This is a genomic window from Pseudonocardia acidicola, assembly GCF_012911935.1.
Lineage (GTDB): Bacteria > Actinomycetota > Actinomycetes > Mycobacteriales > Pseudonocardiaceae > Pseudonocardia > Pseudonocardia acidicola.
Window position 1 is genome coordinate 124,606 of record NZ_JAAXLA010000005.1, and the last position, 17,254, is coordinate 141,859.

The following is a 17,254-nucleotide window of genomic DNA, read 5'->3' on the forward strand; positions in this document are numbered from 1 at the left end:
GATCGCGTCACAATCCGACAAGAGGCGTCCGAACTGCGCGTTCGTCGCCGGCGCGCGGCGCCTGGTGTGGACGGGAGAAGCCGGATGACTCTCAAGACGGACAGGGACGGCCTCGCCATCGGTCCGTCCACGGCCCCCATCGGGACGGCCGCGGCGGACGCCGGTCCGCCCGGCGTTCGCGGGGACCCGGCCGAGCCGGCGACGGACGCCGGTGAGCATCCGTCGGTCCGGCCCGACCGATCCGAGCCGCCGCAGGAGCTGATGTCCTCCGCGGTGGCCAACGTGCTCGGCGCGGTTCTGCTGGGGGCGCTCGTGCTCGGTCTCGTGTGCACCGGCCTGGCGTTCAAGGCCGCCGACGACGCCCAGCAGGCGGCCCGCGCCGCGGTTGCTGCCGCGTCGTCGGTGACCGCGCAACCGGTCCCGGCTACCGCCGACACGGCGACGCTGGGACAGTGGGAAGCGCCTCGCATACCGGTGATCGGGCTGCGGATGACCCCGAACGTGAGCGTGCTCGTGCTCGCCACGGCAGCGGGTTTCGTTGGAGCGCTCGTGCACGTGCTGACCGTGTTCACGGCCCGACGGGGGTACGGGACCCTGGGCAGCCGGTTCGCCGCCTGGTACCTGGCGACGCCGGTGACCGGAGCGGCTCTGGCGATGCTCCTGATCGCCGCCATCCGCGTGGGCTTGGTCTCCGGCGGCGCGAACGGTGACACGGGCGCGAACCTGTTCGGCGTCCTCGCCCTAGGCGCAGTGGCCGGGTTGTTCGCCCGCAAGGCGACCGACCGGCTCGCGCTGCTGCTCGGTGACTCGGCACCGTCGGTGGCACGGGGTGCCACCGAGGCGGGACGCGCGACCCGCGGTTCGAATGAGACGTCCGCAACGGCGGAGCAGGCCGGGACGACAAATTTCGTCCCACCCCGGACGCAGCGGTCCGGGAGCGGACCGGGACAGGGTCTCGCCGGAGGGACGCCGTGATCGATCCGGGTACACCCTCGCTGACCGTCCGTCCGAGCAGGCCGGACTACCGCGACTACGTTTTCACGCCCTCGGTCGACCAACTGGCCGCGACATCGGCGTACGTCGACCTGCGCACCCGCCCGGAGCTGTTCCCGCCGGTCTACGACCAGGGCCGGATGAACGACTGCACCGCCCACGCCATGGCCGCGGCCCTCCACGTGGTGCTCAAGCGGCAGCAAGCCCGGGACGTTGCGCCCCTGTCCCGCCTGTTCATCTACTACAACGAACGCAAGGACGAGGGGACGCTCGGCCAGGGGCTCTATGGTCGTCCGGTTCAGATGCGTGACTGCCTCCAGTCCGTGGCGAAAGTCGGATGCTGTCCTGAGGAACTCTGGCCGTACCAGATCGAGGCCCTCGACCGGCCGCCTCCCGCGCCGCTCTACGTCGTCGCCGCGCGTCGGCGAGTGACCACCTATGAGCGGGTGGTGCAGGACCTCGACCACCTCAAGGCCTGCCTGTGGTCGGGATTTCCGTTCGTCTTCGGCATCCGGATGTTCTCCGGTTTCCCGGCCTACGGGTCGTCCGGCGTCGCCGAGGTACCGGTCCCGGCGCCGACCGAGCGCCCGCTCGGCGGGCACGCGTTGCTGGCCGTGGGCTACGACGACCGGCGCCAGGTCTTCATCGTCCGCAACTCGTGGGGCGCGACGTGGGGCGACGGCGGTTTCGCGTACCTGCCCTACCGCTACCTCACCGATCCGTACCTCTCCTTCGACCACTGGGTGGTGAGCGCCGTGAGTGACGATCCGGAGACGACCGAGGCACCGCCGCGGGTAGCCGACGAGCCGGGGGCGACGGTGCCGTCACCGGTCGCCGGACCGGCCGAGGGGTCCGTGACGAGCGCGGCCGCCGTCACCGCCGCGGCCCGTACGTCGGCGTTGCAGGCCGCCGGGACGGCGACCGAGGCGGCACGGGCGGCCCAGGAGGCCGCTTCCGGTGCGCTCGTGGCCGCGGAAGCGGCCTTCAGCGCCGCCGCAGCGGTCCGCGCCGCCGCCGCGATCGAGTCCCTCGCCGATCCCTCCGTCGTCCCGGGGGCCAACGGCATGTCGGACGGCGGACCGGCACCGGAGCCCGTGCCGTCCTCGAAGCTGGCCGATCTGCGCCTCGAGCCCTTCACCGACCGGTGGCCGGCGTCCGACGCGTGGACGGCCTGGACCGGCGTCGCCGTACTCGGTGCCCCGGTCACGACGACCGGTGATCTCGTGGTCGCGGTGACTGACAGCACGGCCGGGACGACATACGGTGTCGACAACCGTGGCCGGCAGCTGTGGCGGTTCGACCTCGGCCGGGCGTGCAGCGCGCCGGCGCCCGCTGGCACGACCGTCGTGGTCGTCAGTGACGTCGGCGTCCAGGCCGTGTCCGGGGCCACCGGGTCGGCGGTCGTGGTGCCCGGTTTCGACCATCTCACCAGCTCCCCCGCACCGGCCGGCACCCGGTACCCGTGCCCCGCCGTCGACGGCAACCGGATCGCGGCGGCGTCGCCCTCGGGCCAGGTGTGCATCGTCGACACCGGCGCCAACCCCGGGACCGGCGTCGTGACGGTCTCCGTGGGGCCGAACCCGACCGGTCTCGCGTTCTGCCCCGCCGGGCTGGTGCTGGTCTGCGGTGACGGGCACGACCGCAAGCTCACCGTCGTGTCGCACGACACCGGGGAGGTCCGCTCGCTCCCCGTGGACACCGACCCGGTCTGTGTGATCGGCAGCTCGGTCGTCTGCCTCACCGGAGGCCGGCTGGCTCGGATCGATGCGTCGGCTCCGACACTCGCCGCCGTCGCCACGGCCCCGTATGACCCGGCGCTGGTCAGCGGGCTGTCCGCGTGTCCGAGCCGGGACATGTGCGTGGTGACCACCCGCACCGGTCGGATCGCCGCGGTCGCCGCCACCAGCCTCGCTACCCGCTGGGAGACGGCGATGCCGGCGGACGACGGCACGCCGTCAGCGGGTCGCGTGCACGCCGCCGCGTTCGATGACCTCGCCCGGGTCGTCTGCGTCGACGAGGGCGGCGCCCTGGTCGTGCTCGACCCGCTCACCGGCGCGGTGCTGGCCGTGCACCACCTGCCCGGGGCCGCCTCCGGCCCGGCGACGATCGCCCAGAAGGCCGCGTACGTCGGCTGTTCCGGTCCTGCCGCCGACGGGCGCACGCAGGCTGGTCTCCACAGCGCGGTGCTCGGACGCACCATGGCGCTTCGCCTCGGCGTCGACGCGGCCGGGCGGCCGGTCTCGAATGCGGACGCGAGCTTCGAGGTGCAAGAGCCGCTGCCTGGGACGCCGGCGCCCACCGGCCCACACATGATCGAGGCGTGGGTCAACGCGCCGGCCGGCGGCGGGGGAGGTGGCGTCCTTGCCGTCGGTCCCTCGACGTCCGTCCCCGGTGAGCTCGGCCTCGCGGTGACCCCGGCGGGCGAGCTCCGCTACGTCACCCGCGTCCGACCCGGCACCGGGGACGCGCCCGGGTGGCCGTCCACTGCTGTCAGGGCGGCCGCGGGCCTCTGCGACGATCGGTGGCACCACGTCGTGGTCGTCCAGCCGGTCGACGGACCGGTGACCGTGCTGGTCGACGGGGCCCTCACCCCGGCCGTGGCCGAGACGACGATTACCCCTGCCCCCACCCGGATATCCGACGCACGGCCGGTGCGTCTCGGTGCGCTGCTCGGGGAGGACCTGTCGCCGGAAACGCCGTTCCACGGCCTGGTGGGGCAGGTCCGGCTGTGGTCCGTGGCGCGCTCGCCCCGCGAGGTCACCGACGGTGCGCCGCAGGCGATGTCGCCCGCGGACGAGACCGGACCGAGCGTGTGCTGGGACGTCACCGGCGGACTACCGGCGGACATGACCGGGGGAACACCCGTCGGGGCGGTCGAGACGCGGGGCTGGCTCCTCACCGATCTCCCCACAGAGACGCCAGCGCGTCCGACGCTCACCGTCGCCGCCGCGGTGACCGCTTCTGGGACCGGTGATGTCGGGACCTCTTCCACGTTGACCGCGACCGCCCTCCGGCCGGACGGAAGCCCGCTCCCGGGCACCGAGGTGCAGCTGCGGTACCTGCGTCACGACGGCGAACCGGCGAGCATCGTGGTGAACGGCGCGCTCGTGAGCCCGACGATCGGGACCGGTGGCCTGACCGCATGGACCGGCGACGACGGAACCGCTACGTTCGTCGTGTCGAGCGTGTCCTTCCCGGTGGGGTCCGCGCCCACCGTGTCACTGCACGCCGCGTTCATGCGCCCCGGGGAAGGCGTGCTGCTCAACCCGCTCACCGGTCAGCACACCGTCACCCCCGCCCCACCGCTCGTGGTGACGGCGCAGGCCAAGCTGATCGAGGACTACAACTTCGTTCCCGGGCACACGCTCGACGCCGGCAGCTCGTATCCGACCTGGCGTGTCCTGCTGCGGGTCACCGGGGCCGACGGCCGCGTCCGGCCCCGCGAGCCACTCACCTTGTGGACCGAGGCGGAGACCGCGCTCAAGCTCCCGGACCGAGTGCACACCGTCAGCGAGGCGATCCCCGTCACGGTGCCCACCGACGAGGCCGGCGAGCTCGGCATCACCATCGAGGCGACCACGCTCACCGCTCCGCCGTTGCACGTGCAGGGCAGCTGGATGTCGCGGACCGAGTCGGTGGTCGTACACGCCGACGAGGAAGTGCACCGGCAGCTGGCCGGCCTCTCGGCCGCCGACCTGACGACGCCGCGGCCGACCGCCTCCGCCCGCCCCGGTGACCCGGTCACGACGGCGCCGCTGCTCGACACCGATCGCAGCCGCGACGCCGCGGACGTCGCGACGGTGCTCAACACCCTGATGAACCCGGCCGTACTCGTGCCGAGCACCCCACCAGCGCTGGGCGACGGCGCGGGGGGCGGTGCCGAGCTCCCGGCCGACGCCGTCTCGGTCCGCCCGGCACGGCGGGGGTGGCCGGTGACGCGCCCGCTGGACCCGGCCTCGCTGCGGGCCGCGCTCGGCGATGCCGCGGGGGTCATTGTGCAGGTCGGGCCGGACGGGTCGGCGGTGCATGCGCAGCCGTTGCTCACGGCGGCCGAGGTGCAGGCCCAGCGTGCCGCACTCCCGTCAGCCGCCGAGACCGGTTCGATCCCGCTGGGCGGCATTTGGGACGTCTTCACGTCCACGGTCGACCACGTCGGGGACGCCGCCAAGACCGCGGTCCACGCGACGGAGGAGACGGCGAAGACCGGCGTCGACGCCGTCACGAACACCGGACAGACCGCGATCGGCGTCGTCACGGACACCACGCACACGATCGGGAACACCGCTGTCCAGGGTGCCACCGTCGTCGTGAGCGTTGCCCATCAGGGCGCTGACGCCACCGTCTACGGCGTCCAGGTCACGATCTCGGCGGCGGGCCAGACGATCGACGCCGTCATCACAACCGTGGAGGAGGCGGCCGCGGTCGTCACCGCTTTCCTGGAGAAGATCGGGGTCGCGGTCCTGAACGTGCTGAAGTTCCTGTTCAGCCTGTTCGACTGGGCCGAGATCCTCGCCACGCACCGGGTGCTGAAGGACCTGTTCCACGCGGCGGTCGAGAAGGCCGAGCAGGTGCTCTCCCCCCACGTAATCGGCGGCACGCTGCACTCGGTCGCGGACATGGTGCACGATGCCGTGGCGCCGTCGGTCCCGACCATGGGCGCGGGCGCCTCGGCGGCGAGCGACACGGTCGCCGTCAGTGTGGGCGCTCCCGCCGAGCCCTCGCCCTCTGGTGCCCCGCCGTCGATGCCGATGCCCCGCCCGGCGGGACACCACGGCCCCGCCACCGAGCCGGCTCCAGTCGCGCCCTCCCCGACGGCGTCGGCCATCGTCGCCGCCACGGGCGGTGTTCAGGCCAAGCTCGTGCAGCAGCGGGTCATGGCAGGTCTGGATACGTCCGGACCGGGTGACCCGCCGCCGGTCGGTCAGGAAGAGGATGGGGCCGCGACGTCGGATGCCGAGCCGCCCGCGCTGCCCGACATCACGCCGCTCCTGCAGCTCGCGGCGCTGGTGCCCGACCCCGCGAATTTGCACCTTGACGACCTGCAGAAGATCGGCGACCAGGTACGCACGGTGCTCGCGACCGTGCTGAGCGGCGCGCTGGACGGCCTCGCCGACGGCGCGGACGAGGCCCAGGACCTGTTCGTCGGGCTACTCGGAAGCCTCGTGAGGGTGCTCGACGAGACGATCGAGATACCGTTCGTGTCGGACCTCTACCACTGGCTGACCGGCGAGGACCTCAGCCTCCTCGACGCCTGTTGTCTGGGCGTAGCCGTGCCGATCAACATCGCGTACGGGGTCGCCACGTTCGCGAGCGGAGACCGGCGTTCGTTCGCGTCCGACGCCGCCGGCCTCGCCGACCTCATCCGCCCGTCCGCCGCGGCCGGCGACGACCGGCCCGCTCTCGGTGCAGGACCTGCGACCTCGAACGACCTACAGCGGACGGTGTACGCCGCCGAGGTTCTCTACCTCACGTTCCAATCGCTGTACTCGCTGCTCGGCGTCGGGGTCGACGTGGGCGCCGTGGTGACCGCACTCCAGCGGGGACGGAGCCCACTGGCCGAAGGCAGGTACGCCCAGGAGGTCGCCGACTTCGGGGTCATCGGGGGCGTCGACAAGTCTCAGGAAGTCAAGGCGATGGCGTTCGTCTTCGCCGCCGTCGCCGGCGCGATCGACGCCGGAGTGACGACCGCGCACACGATGCGGCAGCGGTTGCTCGACGCGCAGGCCGGTCATGCGGAGGAGAACCCCGTCACGATCGACATCGACACCCGCTGGCTGGAGATCACCGGCTTCGGGTTGGCCCGCGACCTGGCGAAAGCGGCGTGGGGGTACTACAAGTCACGGCGCCCGGCGTTCTACCCGCTTCCGCGGGACGTCGACCGGACGGGGCCCGTGCTGATGGCGTTGCTGGACTACGCCATCTCCGTCGGGGCACTCATCTACTTCGTCCTCCGGGCCATGAACGTGGCCGAGCAGGTCGGGACCCTCCGCACGAGGGGCGTCGACGGCACGGTCGTCGAACAGTACGAGCTCCTCCAGATCCAACGCCTGCTCGAGCTCTTCGCGACGGCGCTGGGATTCGGGTACAACGACTTCACGGTCCGCAAACTGGAGGCAAGCGCGGGGCCGGAGGTCGTCGTCGTGCTCTACGACTCGCTGACCCTGACCAGGTTGGGGCTGCGCGTCACCGCCACGACGCTGCACGGCGTCGCCGTCTTCCAGAAGGGGTCGTGAGAGACCTGCAGGCTGTGCCGCGGTCGCCTCCCGGCCACGATGGACGGCCGCGGAGCTGCGGCCAGGCGCCCGACCACACCGGCGCCGCTAGGCTGGTCGGGGGTGCTCCAGCGCAAAGGCCGCGACGTACCCCCACCACAACGATGGGCCTGAATCGGAGCCTGCCCCGTCTAGCCCAAATCTTCGGCGACTATGCCGTTCTACCGATGCGAACTCGGTCACGCAGCGCCAGCAACGCGGCTGATCAGGGTTGCGAGCCTGTCTCCTGATCGGCGCCGTCACCGGCACGCCACCTCCGGCTACCCGGCCCTTCCGCGGGCGGCGCGGTCCGGCCTACGCGTCTTCGGGAGGTGGCTGGCGCATCAGCTCCAGGTGCTTGGACATCGGGTCGAGGCCAACGGCTGCGCGGCGTTGATCGACGCTGTCGGGATCGCGGAGGTGCTCCGGCCGGTACTCGCCGCCGACCATCGTCATCTGTGACCCGTAGACCTGGCTCTCGCCCTCGGCGAGCAGAACCCGGTCGGTCAGATACGCGATGTGGCTCGGGGATACCTCGGTCTCCGGTGCGGCTCGCATCAGGTCGAGGCAGCGGCGCTGCAGCGTCGGGTCCTGATCGGCATGCTGGGCCAGCAGCCACGCGGCGAGAGCGCCGTCCTCTCCGACCAGCGACCGGCCCGGCCAACCCCGCCGGTTGACCAACTCGCCGAGCCAGCGGGTGTTGTCCCGGTCGACGTCCTCGAGGCGGGCCAGGATCTCCTGCTCCTCGGGAAGAAGGTCGGCCGGCCGCAGGATCCCGCCGGCGGCCTTGTCGAATAGCGCTTTGCCAGCCCGCCCTGCCTGCCGGTCCAGGTCCAGCCTGCGGAGCAACTCCTCGCGCAGCGCGGCGTCACCGACCGGCCTGCCCACCATCAGGCGACCCTCGCCGAGCCAGGCGCACGGGGAAGGCCGACGTCCGGATCGACGTCGACTTTGCCCGACGCCCGGGCGAGGCGTGGTCGTGTCGCCATCGGTCCTGTTCCCTTTCAGGCCGGTGGGTCGAGGACGGGCACATCACCGGGACGCAGGTCGGCCCGTACCCGGACGTAGCGGTGGCGTGGCGCCACCGGTCCTGCTCGAAGGAGGTGTCGACGCCGAGCTCGACGACCGTGGTCGGGGCGACCTGGACGTAGTCGAGGGGTTCGCTGGGGCGCTGCCCGAACCTGCTCGACGGGATCGTGGCCGGCCACGGGTGGCGCGCGGTAGCGGCGGCGGAGCACCCAGTCCGTGCCAGGGCGAGGTGATCTTCCATGGCCTGCACCGGCTGGCCACGGGCAAGACCCACGTGGCCGGCGCGACGAGCGGCCGCTCACGGTCGAGTCGATCGAGTCCACGGTGTCGCCCGGGAGGTCCAAGTCACTTTCGTTTTTTTCGATTAGCGGTACGATGGGCATCGGCGAAAGGGGATACGCCATGACACGAACGTTCCACGATCGAACAGTGATGCCACCGGAAGAGACCGAGTCGCTGACCAAGATGGTTGCGGCCTTCCGCGACGAGGGAAAGGCCGCCCTCGTCGGGCCGGATGACGTGCGCTGGGACCTGCCCGCGGAGGCATATCGGGTGCTCAAGGAGGTGCTACAGGCGATGGCTAAGGGCTTGGCGATCACTGTCGTGCCGCAGCACACGATGCTGACCACGCAGGAGGCTGCCGACATGCTCGGCATCTCCCGCCCGACACTGGTGAAGTTGCTGGAGAGCGGGGAGATCCCGTTCGAGCCGCGAGGCCGTCACCGCCGGTTGTTGCTGGCCGACGTACTCGACTACCAGGAGCGGGTGCGGGTGGAGCGCAAGAAGCAGCTCACCGCGATGGTCGACGAGGCCGGAGAGCACGACCTGTACGCCGCTACCGCGACTCCGCGACCGACTCGATAGGACGACGTTCCGTTGGCGTTCCCGGCCTTCCTCGACACCTGCGTGCTCTTCCCGCAGTACCTGAGCGACACCCTGCTCACGCAGGCTGACGCACGAACGTTCAGGCCGCTGTGGTCACGGGGCGTGCTGGACGAGTTGGGCCGGGCGCTCGCCCGCGAGACGCAGATGACCCCGGCGCAGGTAGAGCACCGCCTCGGCCGCATGCAGGCCGCCTTCCCGGACGCCGAGGTCGAGGGCTACGAGCACCTGATCGATGGCATGACCAACGACGAGAAGGACCGGCACGTGCTGGCCGCGGCGGTGCGCGGCAACGTCGAGGTGCTGGTCACGTTCAACATCAAAGACTTCCCGAAGTCCGCGCTCAAGCCCTTCGACATCAACGCCGTGACCCCGGACGACTTCCTGCTCGACCAGCTCGACCTCTATCCGGCGCTGGTCATGAACTGCCTGCACGAGCAGGTGAACCGCTACGTGCACATCAACGGTCCGATGCAGGTCGTCGACCTGCTGCGGCCACTGGAGCGCGCCGGAGTGCCGCGGTTCGCCGACGAGGTCCGGCGGCACCTGCTCTGACGGCGCGCCGCCCCGGCCTCGACGGTCTCGGCCAGACGATCGTCGTGCCCGGGCCGGGCACGGCGTCACTGCCCTCGGCCCGGGTGGCTCCCGGCTGCTCTTCCGCCACACGGTCGAGGTCCGAGGTGGGTGTGCGGTACGCAGTCATGAGGCGGCGGCGCTGTCCCGAGCGGCGGGACGGCGTCACCGCTTCGCGGTGGTGGGGCTGTCGCGCTAGTGGTCCTTGCCCCACTTCCACAGTGCCCGGTCGAGGGTGCGCAGGTCCGCTCCAGTCCGGTTGGCCAGCTCGCGACAGAGCTGCAGGTAGGCCGGATAGCTGGGCCAGGTGTCCAGCTCCCCGTGCGCTCGCAGGGTCTTGATCGCGAGGACGTCGATCACCGTGAAGCGGTCCGGGTGCACAACGGTGAGCAGCGCACTGGCCATAGGGTCCAGGACCCCGGCAAGCAGCCGCAGGACGCGGTGGGCCAGGTGGTCCGGTGCCGTGAGCCCCAGCCTGGTGATGGCCTCGACGTCCTCGGCGGTGTTGCGCCGCATGTACCCGGTCGCGCGGGTCGCCTTCCATCGGCCGACGACGAGCAGTTCGTCCATCGTGTAGTGCCCGCGGGCGGCGACGGCGGGCCCGATCTCGTCGAGGACACGGCGGTCGCTGGTGATCGGGTACCGCTCGCTCCAGTGGCGGACGAACTCAGTATCGATCTTCGCGCCGGGGCCCGTAGCGGTGGTCGATGCAGTCATGGACACCTCCATTCCGAGGCGACCATTAGAGCGGTGCGGGCGGTGGCCCCTATGAGTCCGCCCTGCGGTCGCGCCGATCGGGCCGGCGCCGGGTCGGCATGACGCCAGGCAGCCCCGGGGCGGTCCGCTACAGCGCCTGCACCCCGCTGATGATCATGTCGGGCCTGCTGCATGCTCCAAGCCGACGCAGAGGTGTTCGCCCCTCCAGTACGGATGCCTGAACCGGGAGCCGGCCCCGGCGCCGACGACCGGCCGTTTGCATGGCCTGGGCGCCGGTGCCAGTAGTCAGGTCACTGGGGTGTCTTGCCTTCTGCTCTGAGCAGGTTGTCGATGATGTCGCTGATCGCGTCCTGGGAGCGGGGCGAGAGGAGTGAGACCCGCAGCATCATCGACTGCACCTTGTCGTCGCGCAGCGCGATCTGGGTGTGCAGCGCCTCGGCGTCGAGCTCGGGCGGGTCGTCGTCGTAGAAGACCCCGAGGGAGACCCCGAAGAACTGAGCGATCTGCTTGAGGTAGCGGTGGCTCGGGGTCTCCCGCTCACCGTTGAGGATCTTGAGGATGTAGACCGAGGAGATCTGGCCGCCGTTGTCGTTGATCCAGCGGGCGACCTCGGCCGCGCTGTACGGCTTGCGGCCCGGCGGGTGGACGGTCTCGAACAGGTAGTTGAGCCGCTCCGGGATCGATCCGCGACGGTTCGGTGCCGGCCGGGTGCGGCCCCCGTGGGTGTCTGTGACGGCGGCGCTCGTCGGACCCGGTTGTACGCGCTTGCCGGCCATGCGGGCCACCCCCTCTGTCGATACGTGGCGGCTACCCCACGTCTGCCCTGCACACACTACTGAGCGCAACAACTCCTCCTCCCCCGCCTCTCCCCGACTCATGTATAGCTGATTCTAGCTATGATCGGTACAGTCGTACGCCGTAAGCGTAGTGGCTACGGCAACAGATCAGACCGTCATCGGACGTACTGAGCAGGGGATTCATGGTGGTCGACGCAGCGCAGGCGGTATCCCTACCGCCGCCTCGCACCCTCACATCCGGTATAGCCGTGTATCCGCGGCGTGCTGTTGCTGTACGCGTGTTCCGGCCCGGCCGCGGCGGGGTGTCACCCGCTCGCGCGGCCGCGGCGGCCGGTCGGAGGGCCGATGCGGCGGCGCGCTGAGAGCCGACAACGGCGCCCGGTGCCGCAGGGCCCGCCGATCTGGTGGGACACCGCACGCCCGGATCCGACCCCGGGGCCGGACACCGTCACGGCCCTCGCGGCGCCGTGGCCCCCGCCGGTGCCGCCCGAGCACCCGCCGTCCCGTGTCAGGGGCATGGCCGCGCGCACGCTTGCCGCAGCCGCGTGCACGCGGTGACCGAACGGGAAGGGCGATCGACGGCCCACTGCGTCGCAGCACCGCCGCCGTCGGCGAGCGTGGCACGGCGAATGCCGTCTTGCAGGTGAGTCCGCTCTATCGCGGAGACTCACTCGCGATCGATCCGACATCACCGACGACCTTCCAGGCGGCGTCGGAGTCGGCAGCGATCAGGATGGCCGAGCTTCCGATCCCGCTTCGAGGCGGTATACGCGATCTGGCCGATTTTCGCGATCCCGAAAGCGTCACCTTTCGGAGCGACTCCTGCCTCATTAGCACAAATGAAGTGGGGTCGCCTTGCGTGCCCTAAGATTGCGCGCTCGGTAGACCGAGTGGGCTACCCTTTCTTGTCGCACTCTGGAGAGGGTTCAGCTGTGGATCCCGTTGATCAACGCGTCGAGGAATAGATCAGCCAACGCCTCGGGCGCCAGCTCTCCATCGGGGGTGAACCAGAGATAGGTGTAGTTGAGCATTCCGAGGATGCCTTTGACCAGGAGGCGAGGGGTCTGGCGGAGCACGCCGCTGCGGACACCCCGGTCCAACGCCTGCCGCCAGTAGCCTTCGTAACGTTCGCGGGCTGCGATGACCTCGTCGCGGCGGTCACCCGTCAAGGCGTTGTACTCGCGAAAGAAGACTGCCCACTCCGCGCGATGGTCGGCAATATTGCGCAGTAGGCCGCGAGCCAGCTCTCGGAGCAATTCGTCGGCGTCGAGGCCGCGGTCGAGCACCTCCTCCGCGTAGCTGTTCATCTTGTCGACCTGGTCCTTGCTGATCGCGTAGAGGACCGCTTCCTTGCTGCCGATGTAGTGGTAGAGGGCGCCACGGCCGAGACCCACAGCACGACCGAGCTCTGCTATTCCGGTTCCGTGGTAGCCGTTCCGGGCGAACAGCTCGGCAGCCACGGCGATGACTCGCCCGCGATTGATCTCGTAGGTCGTTGTCGTCATCGCTGATACCGCCTGTCTCACGCCCTGCCCGATTCTTGTCCCGAGGCTATCCTGCGTAGCTCCACAGTTCGACCGTTCGGTACCCACGAGCGTCCTCGCGGAGGTGTAGGGGTATCAGGGGCCGTCGCACCTCGGGCGTCGGGATGCAAACCTGCGGCCAGCATCCGCCGGCAGGAGAGAAGTCCCTGCCCGCTACAAGGGCCTGGGGAGGGCTCTGCCCCGCGGTTCCTTGTCACCTCCAGGCGCCGAGCGTCACCCTTTCCCAGGACCCCGACCCAAGAAGCGTGCGCTGTTGCTTCCAGCAGTGCCGGGTCACGCGCGGCAGCAGTTGTCGGCGTGATGCTGTGCGGTTACCCCTGCGGCAGCGAGTCGAACGCGTCGTCGAATACGTAGCCGCCGAGCAGCTCCCGGGCGGCGACCATGTACTGGATGGTCGGGGGGCCTTCCTCCAGCCAGTTCAGCCGTGCATCGCGGTAGAGGCGCTCGATCGGGTACATGCGGGTATAGCCGATTCCCCCGTGGATGAGCAGGGCGCGGTCGGTGACGCGGCCGACGGCTTCGAGTCCGAACTGCTTGATCAGGGAGGACTCGGCCGGAATCCTGCGCTCCCGGTCCCACTTGACGGCGACGTCGGCGAGCATGCCGCGCAGCGCGTAGACGTCGGCTGCCATCTCGGCGAGGTAGCGCTGGATGGCCTGCCGCTCGGCGATCGGCTTGCCGAAGGTGACCCGCTCCTTTGCGTATCTCAGCGACAGGTCGAGGGCTCGGGTGGCGGTGCCGAGTGACGAAGCCGCGATGAACACACGGCTGATCTCGAGGGCACGCTCGAGGTGAGCGATGCCGTCGCCCTCGGCACCGACCAGGCCGCCAGCCGGGACGCGCGCGTCGGTGAAGACCAGCTCGCCGTGCTCAGCACCCTTGCAACCCATCGTCTCGGGCAGGCGGGTGATGGTGAACCCCGGGGTGTCCCGCGGGACGATGATCGCCGAGACTTCCTTGTCCGCGGTCTTGGCAAGCACGAGGAAGTGCGAGGCGAAGTCGGAGTTGGTGATCAGCCACTTGCGACCGTTGATGATGTAGTCGTCGCCGTCCCGACGTGCCGTCGTCGACAGGTCCATCCCGGTGCCGTTGCCCGGCTCGGTCAGGGCGAACGCCAGCGATTTCTCCCCAACGGCGGCGCCGGGCAGGATCTCCTGCTTCTGCTCGTCGTTGCCGATCTCGGACAGGGCGTGGGCGAACGAGTTGTGCACGTGCACGATCGTTCGGATACCGCCCTGGATCTTCGCGAACTCGGCGAGGATAGGTAGGTACTGGGCGATGGACAGCCCTGCTCCCCCGTACTCGCGCGGGACGATCAGCCCGAAAGCCCCGCAAGCCTTCAGCGCTGGCATGACGACGTCGTAGGGGATCTTCTCGGTGTCCTCGATTTGGTGCTCGAGAGGGTCGAGCTCGTTCCAGATCGTGGTGAAGACGCTGTCGCGCAGCTTGGCGTATTCATTGGGGGGCAGGCCAACAGTCACGGAATTCCTCCTTGAGTTCACAGGGTCCAGCCGCCGTCGGCGACGAGCACCGTGCCTGTACAGAAAGTGGCGTCCTCGGAGAGGAAGACCGCGGCACGAGCGATCTCGTCCACCGTCCCGAACCGGCCCAGCAGCGTCGCAGCCGCGATCTTGTGCCGGGAGGCGTCCGGAACCGCAGCGGTCATGTCGGTGTCGACGAAGCCGGGAGCGAGTACGTTGACGCGCACTCCCTTCGGCGCGAGCTCCTTGGCGAGGGAGCGGGCGAAGCCAACGGCCGCTGCTTTGGTGCTGGCGTAGGCGGTATCACCAGCGAAGCCGACGTCACCGACCACCGACCCGACGAGGACGATGCTCGGACTCTCACCCTCGACGAGCATCGGGATGGCGGCGCGGACGATCGCGGCGGCGCTGCGGAGGTTGGTCTCAATCACGCTCCACCAGGCATCGGGGTCGATCTTGGCGAGCTTCCCCCCGTTCCACACTGCGGCGTTGAGGACGAGCGAGTCCAGCCGGCCCCATTGCTGGCGAACTTCCTCAATCGCGCTGAGCGCGGTCTCGCGTCGGGCGAGATCGAGGCGGACCGGCAGCACGTGCTTCGGGTAGGCGGCCGCCAGCTTCTTCACGTTCTCCAGGCCCGACCGGTAAGTGCCGGCCACCCGGAGGCCTCGATCGAGCAGATGGCGCACGATCCCGGCGCCGATCCCGCGCGAGGCGCCGGTGACCAGCGCGGTTCGCTCGGCCGTCTCGTTGGCAAGCATGCGATCACTGTACCGATCGGTCCAAATAGTTGACCAGGCTCACCGTTGTGACGAAGAGCGCATGGCTCGCTATTGCGATCTTTCCCCATTCCAACCTGGCTCTAACCACTGAACCCACTTGCCGGTCACCCTTCATTACCTACGACAGCATCGCCTAGGGAAGGTGTTTTTCGATCTCATTGATCGAGCTCGTAGCTTCTTTGCGCATTGCGGCTCGGACGGTCTCGGCCTCGGGCCCGTCGTAGACGGCGGCGGACAGGAGCGCGTGTACCACGTGTAGTGCGGCCGCGGCCCCGTCGACGTCGTCGTGGGGGCCGCGTTGCCGCACGCGGTTTAGCCGGTGGGTGAGTCGGCGCAGCGTCCACAGGCACCACAGCAGCTCGCCGGTGCGCTCGTCCCTGGCGAGCATCCGCGTGGCTCGGTAGCCGATGTCGTCGGCGGCTTCCAGCGCTGCCACGTCGGATGTCTTCATCACCTGCGCGGCGTAGGCGATCGACTGCCCGTCGGCGACTCCGGCCGCGGCCGAGGTGATCTGCAGCAGCCGCTTCGGGTCGGTCTCGGCGAGCCCTGGGTCGATGAGGTGATCGATGCCGAGCTGCTCAATCGCGCGGAGCAGCACATCGGTCGATCCCAGCCCGGATCGTTCAGGCATCGTGAGTCACCTTGTCCAGGCGGTGTTTCTGCACCTTCCCCGAGGTCGTGCGCGGCAGAGGCTGGGTGGTGAAGCGGTAGACACGGGGCACCTTGAACCCGGCCATCCGCTCGCGCAGGTAGGCTTCTACGTCTTCCTGGGCGGGGTGGGCGTCGTCGCGCACGACGACGTGGGCGATCCCGATCTCGCCCCATCTCTCGTCGGGCTCGCCGACGACCGCTGCCTCGATCACGTCGGGGTGGGTGGCCAGAACCCTCTCGATCTCCGCGGGATACACGTTCAGCCCGCCCGTGATGATCATGTCCTTGGCACGGCCGGCCATGTAGACGAAGCCTTCGTCGTCGTAGCTGGCCAGGTCGCCGGTGTGCAGCCAGCCGTCGGCGAGCGCGGAGGCGGTGGCTTCCGGCTTGTTGTAGTAACCGATCATGTTCGCGGGCGATCGGCAGATAATCTGCCCGATGGTGCCGGCGGGCACGTCCTGCCCGGCGTCGTCGATGATGCGGATAGTCGCTACTGAGCAGGCCTTGCCGGTGGAGCCGGCACGGCCATGGGCGTCCCGACCAGTGATCAACAGCATCAGCGTGGGGAACTCGCTCATCCCGTAGACCTGCAGGACGTCGCAGTGCGGGATCTTGGCTTTGAGTCCTTCCAGGGACGAGGGCGGGACCGGCTCGCCGCCGGAGAGCACCATCCGGAGCGACGAGGTGTCGTACCGGTCGAACTCGGGGTGATTGAGGACGCGCTTGAGGACGGTGGGCACCAGGAGGACCTTGGTGGCGCCGTGCTGTTCGACCTGCTGCAGGAACTCACCGGGGTCGAATCCGGTGCTGCGGCCCAGCACGACGCGTCCGCCGCGCCACAGGGCCGCGAGGGCGAGGTCGTGGAAGCCTGCTGCCCAACACAGTGCTGGCACGACGTAGTAGACGTCGTCGTTGGTCACCTCGAAGTCGACGATCTGGTGGTAGCTGTTCCACAGCACCGTCGAGTGGGTGTGCATGGCCCCTTTGGGGAAGCCGGTCGTGCCGGAGGTGTACTGCAGTAGGAACAGGTCGTCGGCGTGTACGTCCGGCAGTGCAGGCGCGTCGTCGAGCGGGTTGGCGACCAGGCTCTCGTAAGCGATTCCGAGCCCGGTGGGCTCCCCAACCTCGACGATCTTCCGCTCGGCGTTGTCGTCGAGTACCGGTGTGAGCGCAGGGGTCAAAGTGTCCTCGACGACGATCCAGCGCGATTCGCTGTCGTCGAAGATGTACTGCATCTCCGAGCCGGCGAGCAGGTAGTTGATCGGGACGATCACGCCGCCGAGCTTGGCCAGGGCGAAGAACAACTCGACCCACTCGAGCCGGTTGTACATCACCACCGAGACCTTGTCGCCCTTGGTGAACCCGGCGGCAAGCAAGCCGTGCGCCAGCCGCGTGGACCGATCGTCGAGTTCGCCGAAGGTCATGTGTTGGCCGTCGAAGGTCAGGGCGATGCTGTCCGGCCTGGCTCCGGCGTCGGTCACGGTCTTACGCAGGATGTCGCGCAGGGTGTACTCGACCATGGTTGCGCTCCTCGTCCACTCGACGTTGAGTTCGGGA

General features: G+C 69.7%; 12 protein-coding genes. 4 read left to right on the forward strand and 8 right to left on the reverse strand.

Annotated features, from left to right (window positions below; genetic code table 11):
• Nucleotides 1-84: 84 nt before the first annotated feature.
• Nucleotides 85-975, forward strand: coding sequence for a hypothetical protein (locus tag HF526_RS04680; protein WP_169379883.1), 891 nt, complete (start codon nucleotides 85-87; stop codon nucleotides 973-975).
• Entirely contained in the window at nucleotides 972-7,226 is a 6,255-nt protein-coding gene (locus tag HF526_RS04685) for a LamG-like jellyroll fold domain-containing protein (protein ID WP_169379991.1), read from the forward strand. The genes HF526_RS04680 and HF526_RS04685 overlap by 4 nt, the downstream gene beginning before the upstream one ends.
• Before the next feature lie 333 nt (nucleotides 7,227-7,559).
• On the opposite strand, the gene HF526_RS04690 is transcribed toward HF526_RS04685, so the two are convergent.
• Nucleotides 7,560-8,135 (reverse strand): DUF6624 domain-containing protein, encoded by a 576-nt coding sequence (locus HF526_RS04690; RefSeq protein WP_169379992.1) that lies wholly within the window; start codon nucleotides 8,133-8,135, stop codon nucleotides 7,560-7,562.
• 570 nt (nucleotides 8,136-8,705) lie between these two features.
• Between HF526_RS04690 and HF526_RS04695 the strand changes: the two genes are divergently transcribed.
• A complete protein-coding gene (locus HF526_RS04695) occupies nucleotides 8,706-9,137 on the forward strand; it encodes a helix-turn-helix domain-containing protein (RefSeq protein ID WP_239028310.1) in 432 nt (143 codons plus the stop codon).
• Between the two features lie 12 nt (nucleotides 9,138-9,149).
• Nucleotides 9,150-9,710, forward strand: a complete 561-nt coding sequence (locus HF526_RS04700; RefSeq protein WP_169379994.1) for a PIN domain-containing protein — start codon at nucleotides 9,150-9,152, stop codon at nucleotides 9,708-9,710.
• 213 nt (nucleotides 9,711-9,923) lie between these two features.
• Here HF526_RS04700 and HF526_RS04705 read toward each other — a convergent pair whose 3' ends face one another.
• The 7 genes from HF526_RS04705 to HF526_RS04735 all read right to left on the reverse strand — a co-directional run bounded on the left by HF526_RS04705 (nucleotide 9,924) and on the right by HF526_RS04735 (nucleotide 17,217).
• Complete coding sequence (locus HF526_RS04705; protein ID WP_169379995.1) at nucleotides 9,924-10,445, reverse strand: hypothetical protein; 522 nt, start codon at nucleotides 10,443-10,445, stop codon at nucleotides 9,924-9,926.
• 290 nt (nucleotides 10,446-10,735) lie between these two features.
• On the reverse strand, nucleotides 10,736-11,221 hold the full coding sequence (locus HF526_RS04710; protein WP_169379996.1) for a helix-turn-helix domain-containing protein: 486 nt from the start codon (nucleotides 11,219-11,221) through the stop codon (nucleotides 10,736-10,738).
• A gap of 947 nt (nucleotides 11,222-12,168) precedes the next feature.
• Nucleotides 12,169-12,747 carry a TetR/AcrR family transcriptional regulator gene (locus HF526_RS04715; RefSeq protein WP_169379997.1) on the reverse strand — a complete coding sequence of 193 codons (579 nt, stop codon included), beginning with the start codon at nucleotides 12,745-12,747 and terminating at the stop codon, nucleotides 12,169-12,171.
• A gap of 350 nt (nucleotides 12,748-13,097) precedes the next feature.
• The gene (locus HF526_RS04720) at nucleotides 13,098-14,267 is read right to left on the reverse strand and encodes an acyl-CoA dehydrogenase family protein (RefSeq protein ID WP_338051290.1); all 1,170 of its coding nucleotides are present in this window, start codon (nucleotides 14,265-14,267) and stop codon (nucleotides 13,098-13,100) included.
• 17 nt (nucleotides 14,268-14,284) lie between these two features.
• Nucleotides 14,285-15,025 (reverse strand): SDR family NAD(P)-dependent oxidoreductase, encoded by a 741-nt coding sequence (locus HF526_RS04725; RefSeq protein WP_169379999.1) that lies wholly within the window; start codon nucleotides 15,023-15,025, stop codon nucleotides 14,285-14,287.
• 154 nt (nucleotides 15,026-15,179) lie between these two features.
• Nucleotides 15,180-15,644 (reverse strand): hypothetical protein, encoded by a 465-nt coding sequence (locus HF526_RS04730; protein ID WP_169380000.1) that lies wholly within the window; start codon nucleotides 15,642-15,644, stop codon nucleotides 15,180-15,182.
• Nucleotides 15,645-15,669: 25 nt separating this feature from the next.
• A complete protein-coding gene (locus HF526_RS04735) occupies nucleotides 15,670-17,217 on the reverse strand; it encodes a class I adenylate-forming enzyme family protein (RefSeq protein WP_169380001.1) in 1,548 nt (515 codons plus the stop codon).
• Between the last annotated feature and the right edge of the window lie 37 nt (nucleotides 17,218-17,254).

Coding starts and splice junctions, on each gene's coding strand:
- HF526_RS04705 (WP_169379995.1), bottom strand. CDS start 10,445: ATGACTGCATCGACCACCGCTACGGGCCCCGGCGCGAAGATCGATACT.
- HF526_RS04690 (WP_169379992.1), bottom strand. CDS start 8,135: ATGGTGGGCAGGCCGGTCGGTGACGCCGCGCTGCGCGAGGAGTTGCTC.
- HF526_RS04735 (WP_169380001.1), bottom strand. CDS start 17,217: ATGGTCGAGTACACCCTGCGCGACATCCTGCGTAAGACCGTGACCGAC.
- HF526_RS04710 (WP_169379996.1), bottom strand. CDS start 11,221: ATGGCCGGCAAGCGCGTACAACCGGGTCCGACGAGCGCCGCCGTCACA.
- HF526_RS04725 (WP_169379999.1), bottom strand. CDS start 15,025: ATGCTTGCCAACGAGACGGCCGAGCGAACCGCGCTGGTCACCGGCGCC.
- HF526_RS04680 (WP_169379883.1), top strand. CDS start 85: ATGACTCTCAAGACGGACAGGGACGGCCTCGCCATCGGTCCGTCCACG.
- HF526_RS04715 (WP_169379997.1), bottom strand. CDS start 12,747: ATGACGACAACGACCTACGAGATCAATCGCGGGCGAGTCATCGCCGTG.
- HF526_RS04695 (WP_239028310.1), top strand. CDS start 8,706: ATGCCACCGGAAGAGACCGAGTCGCTGACCAAGATGGTTGCGGCCTTC.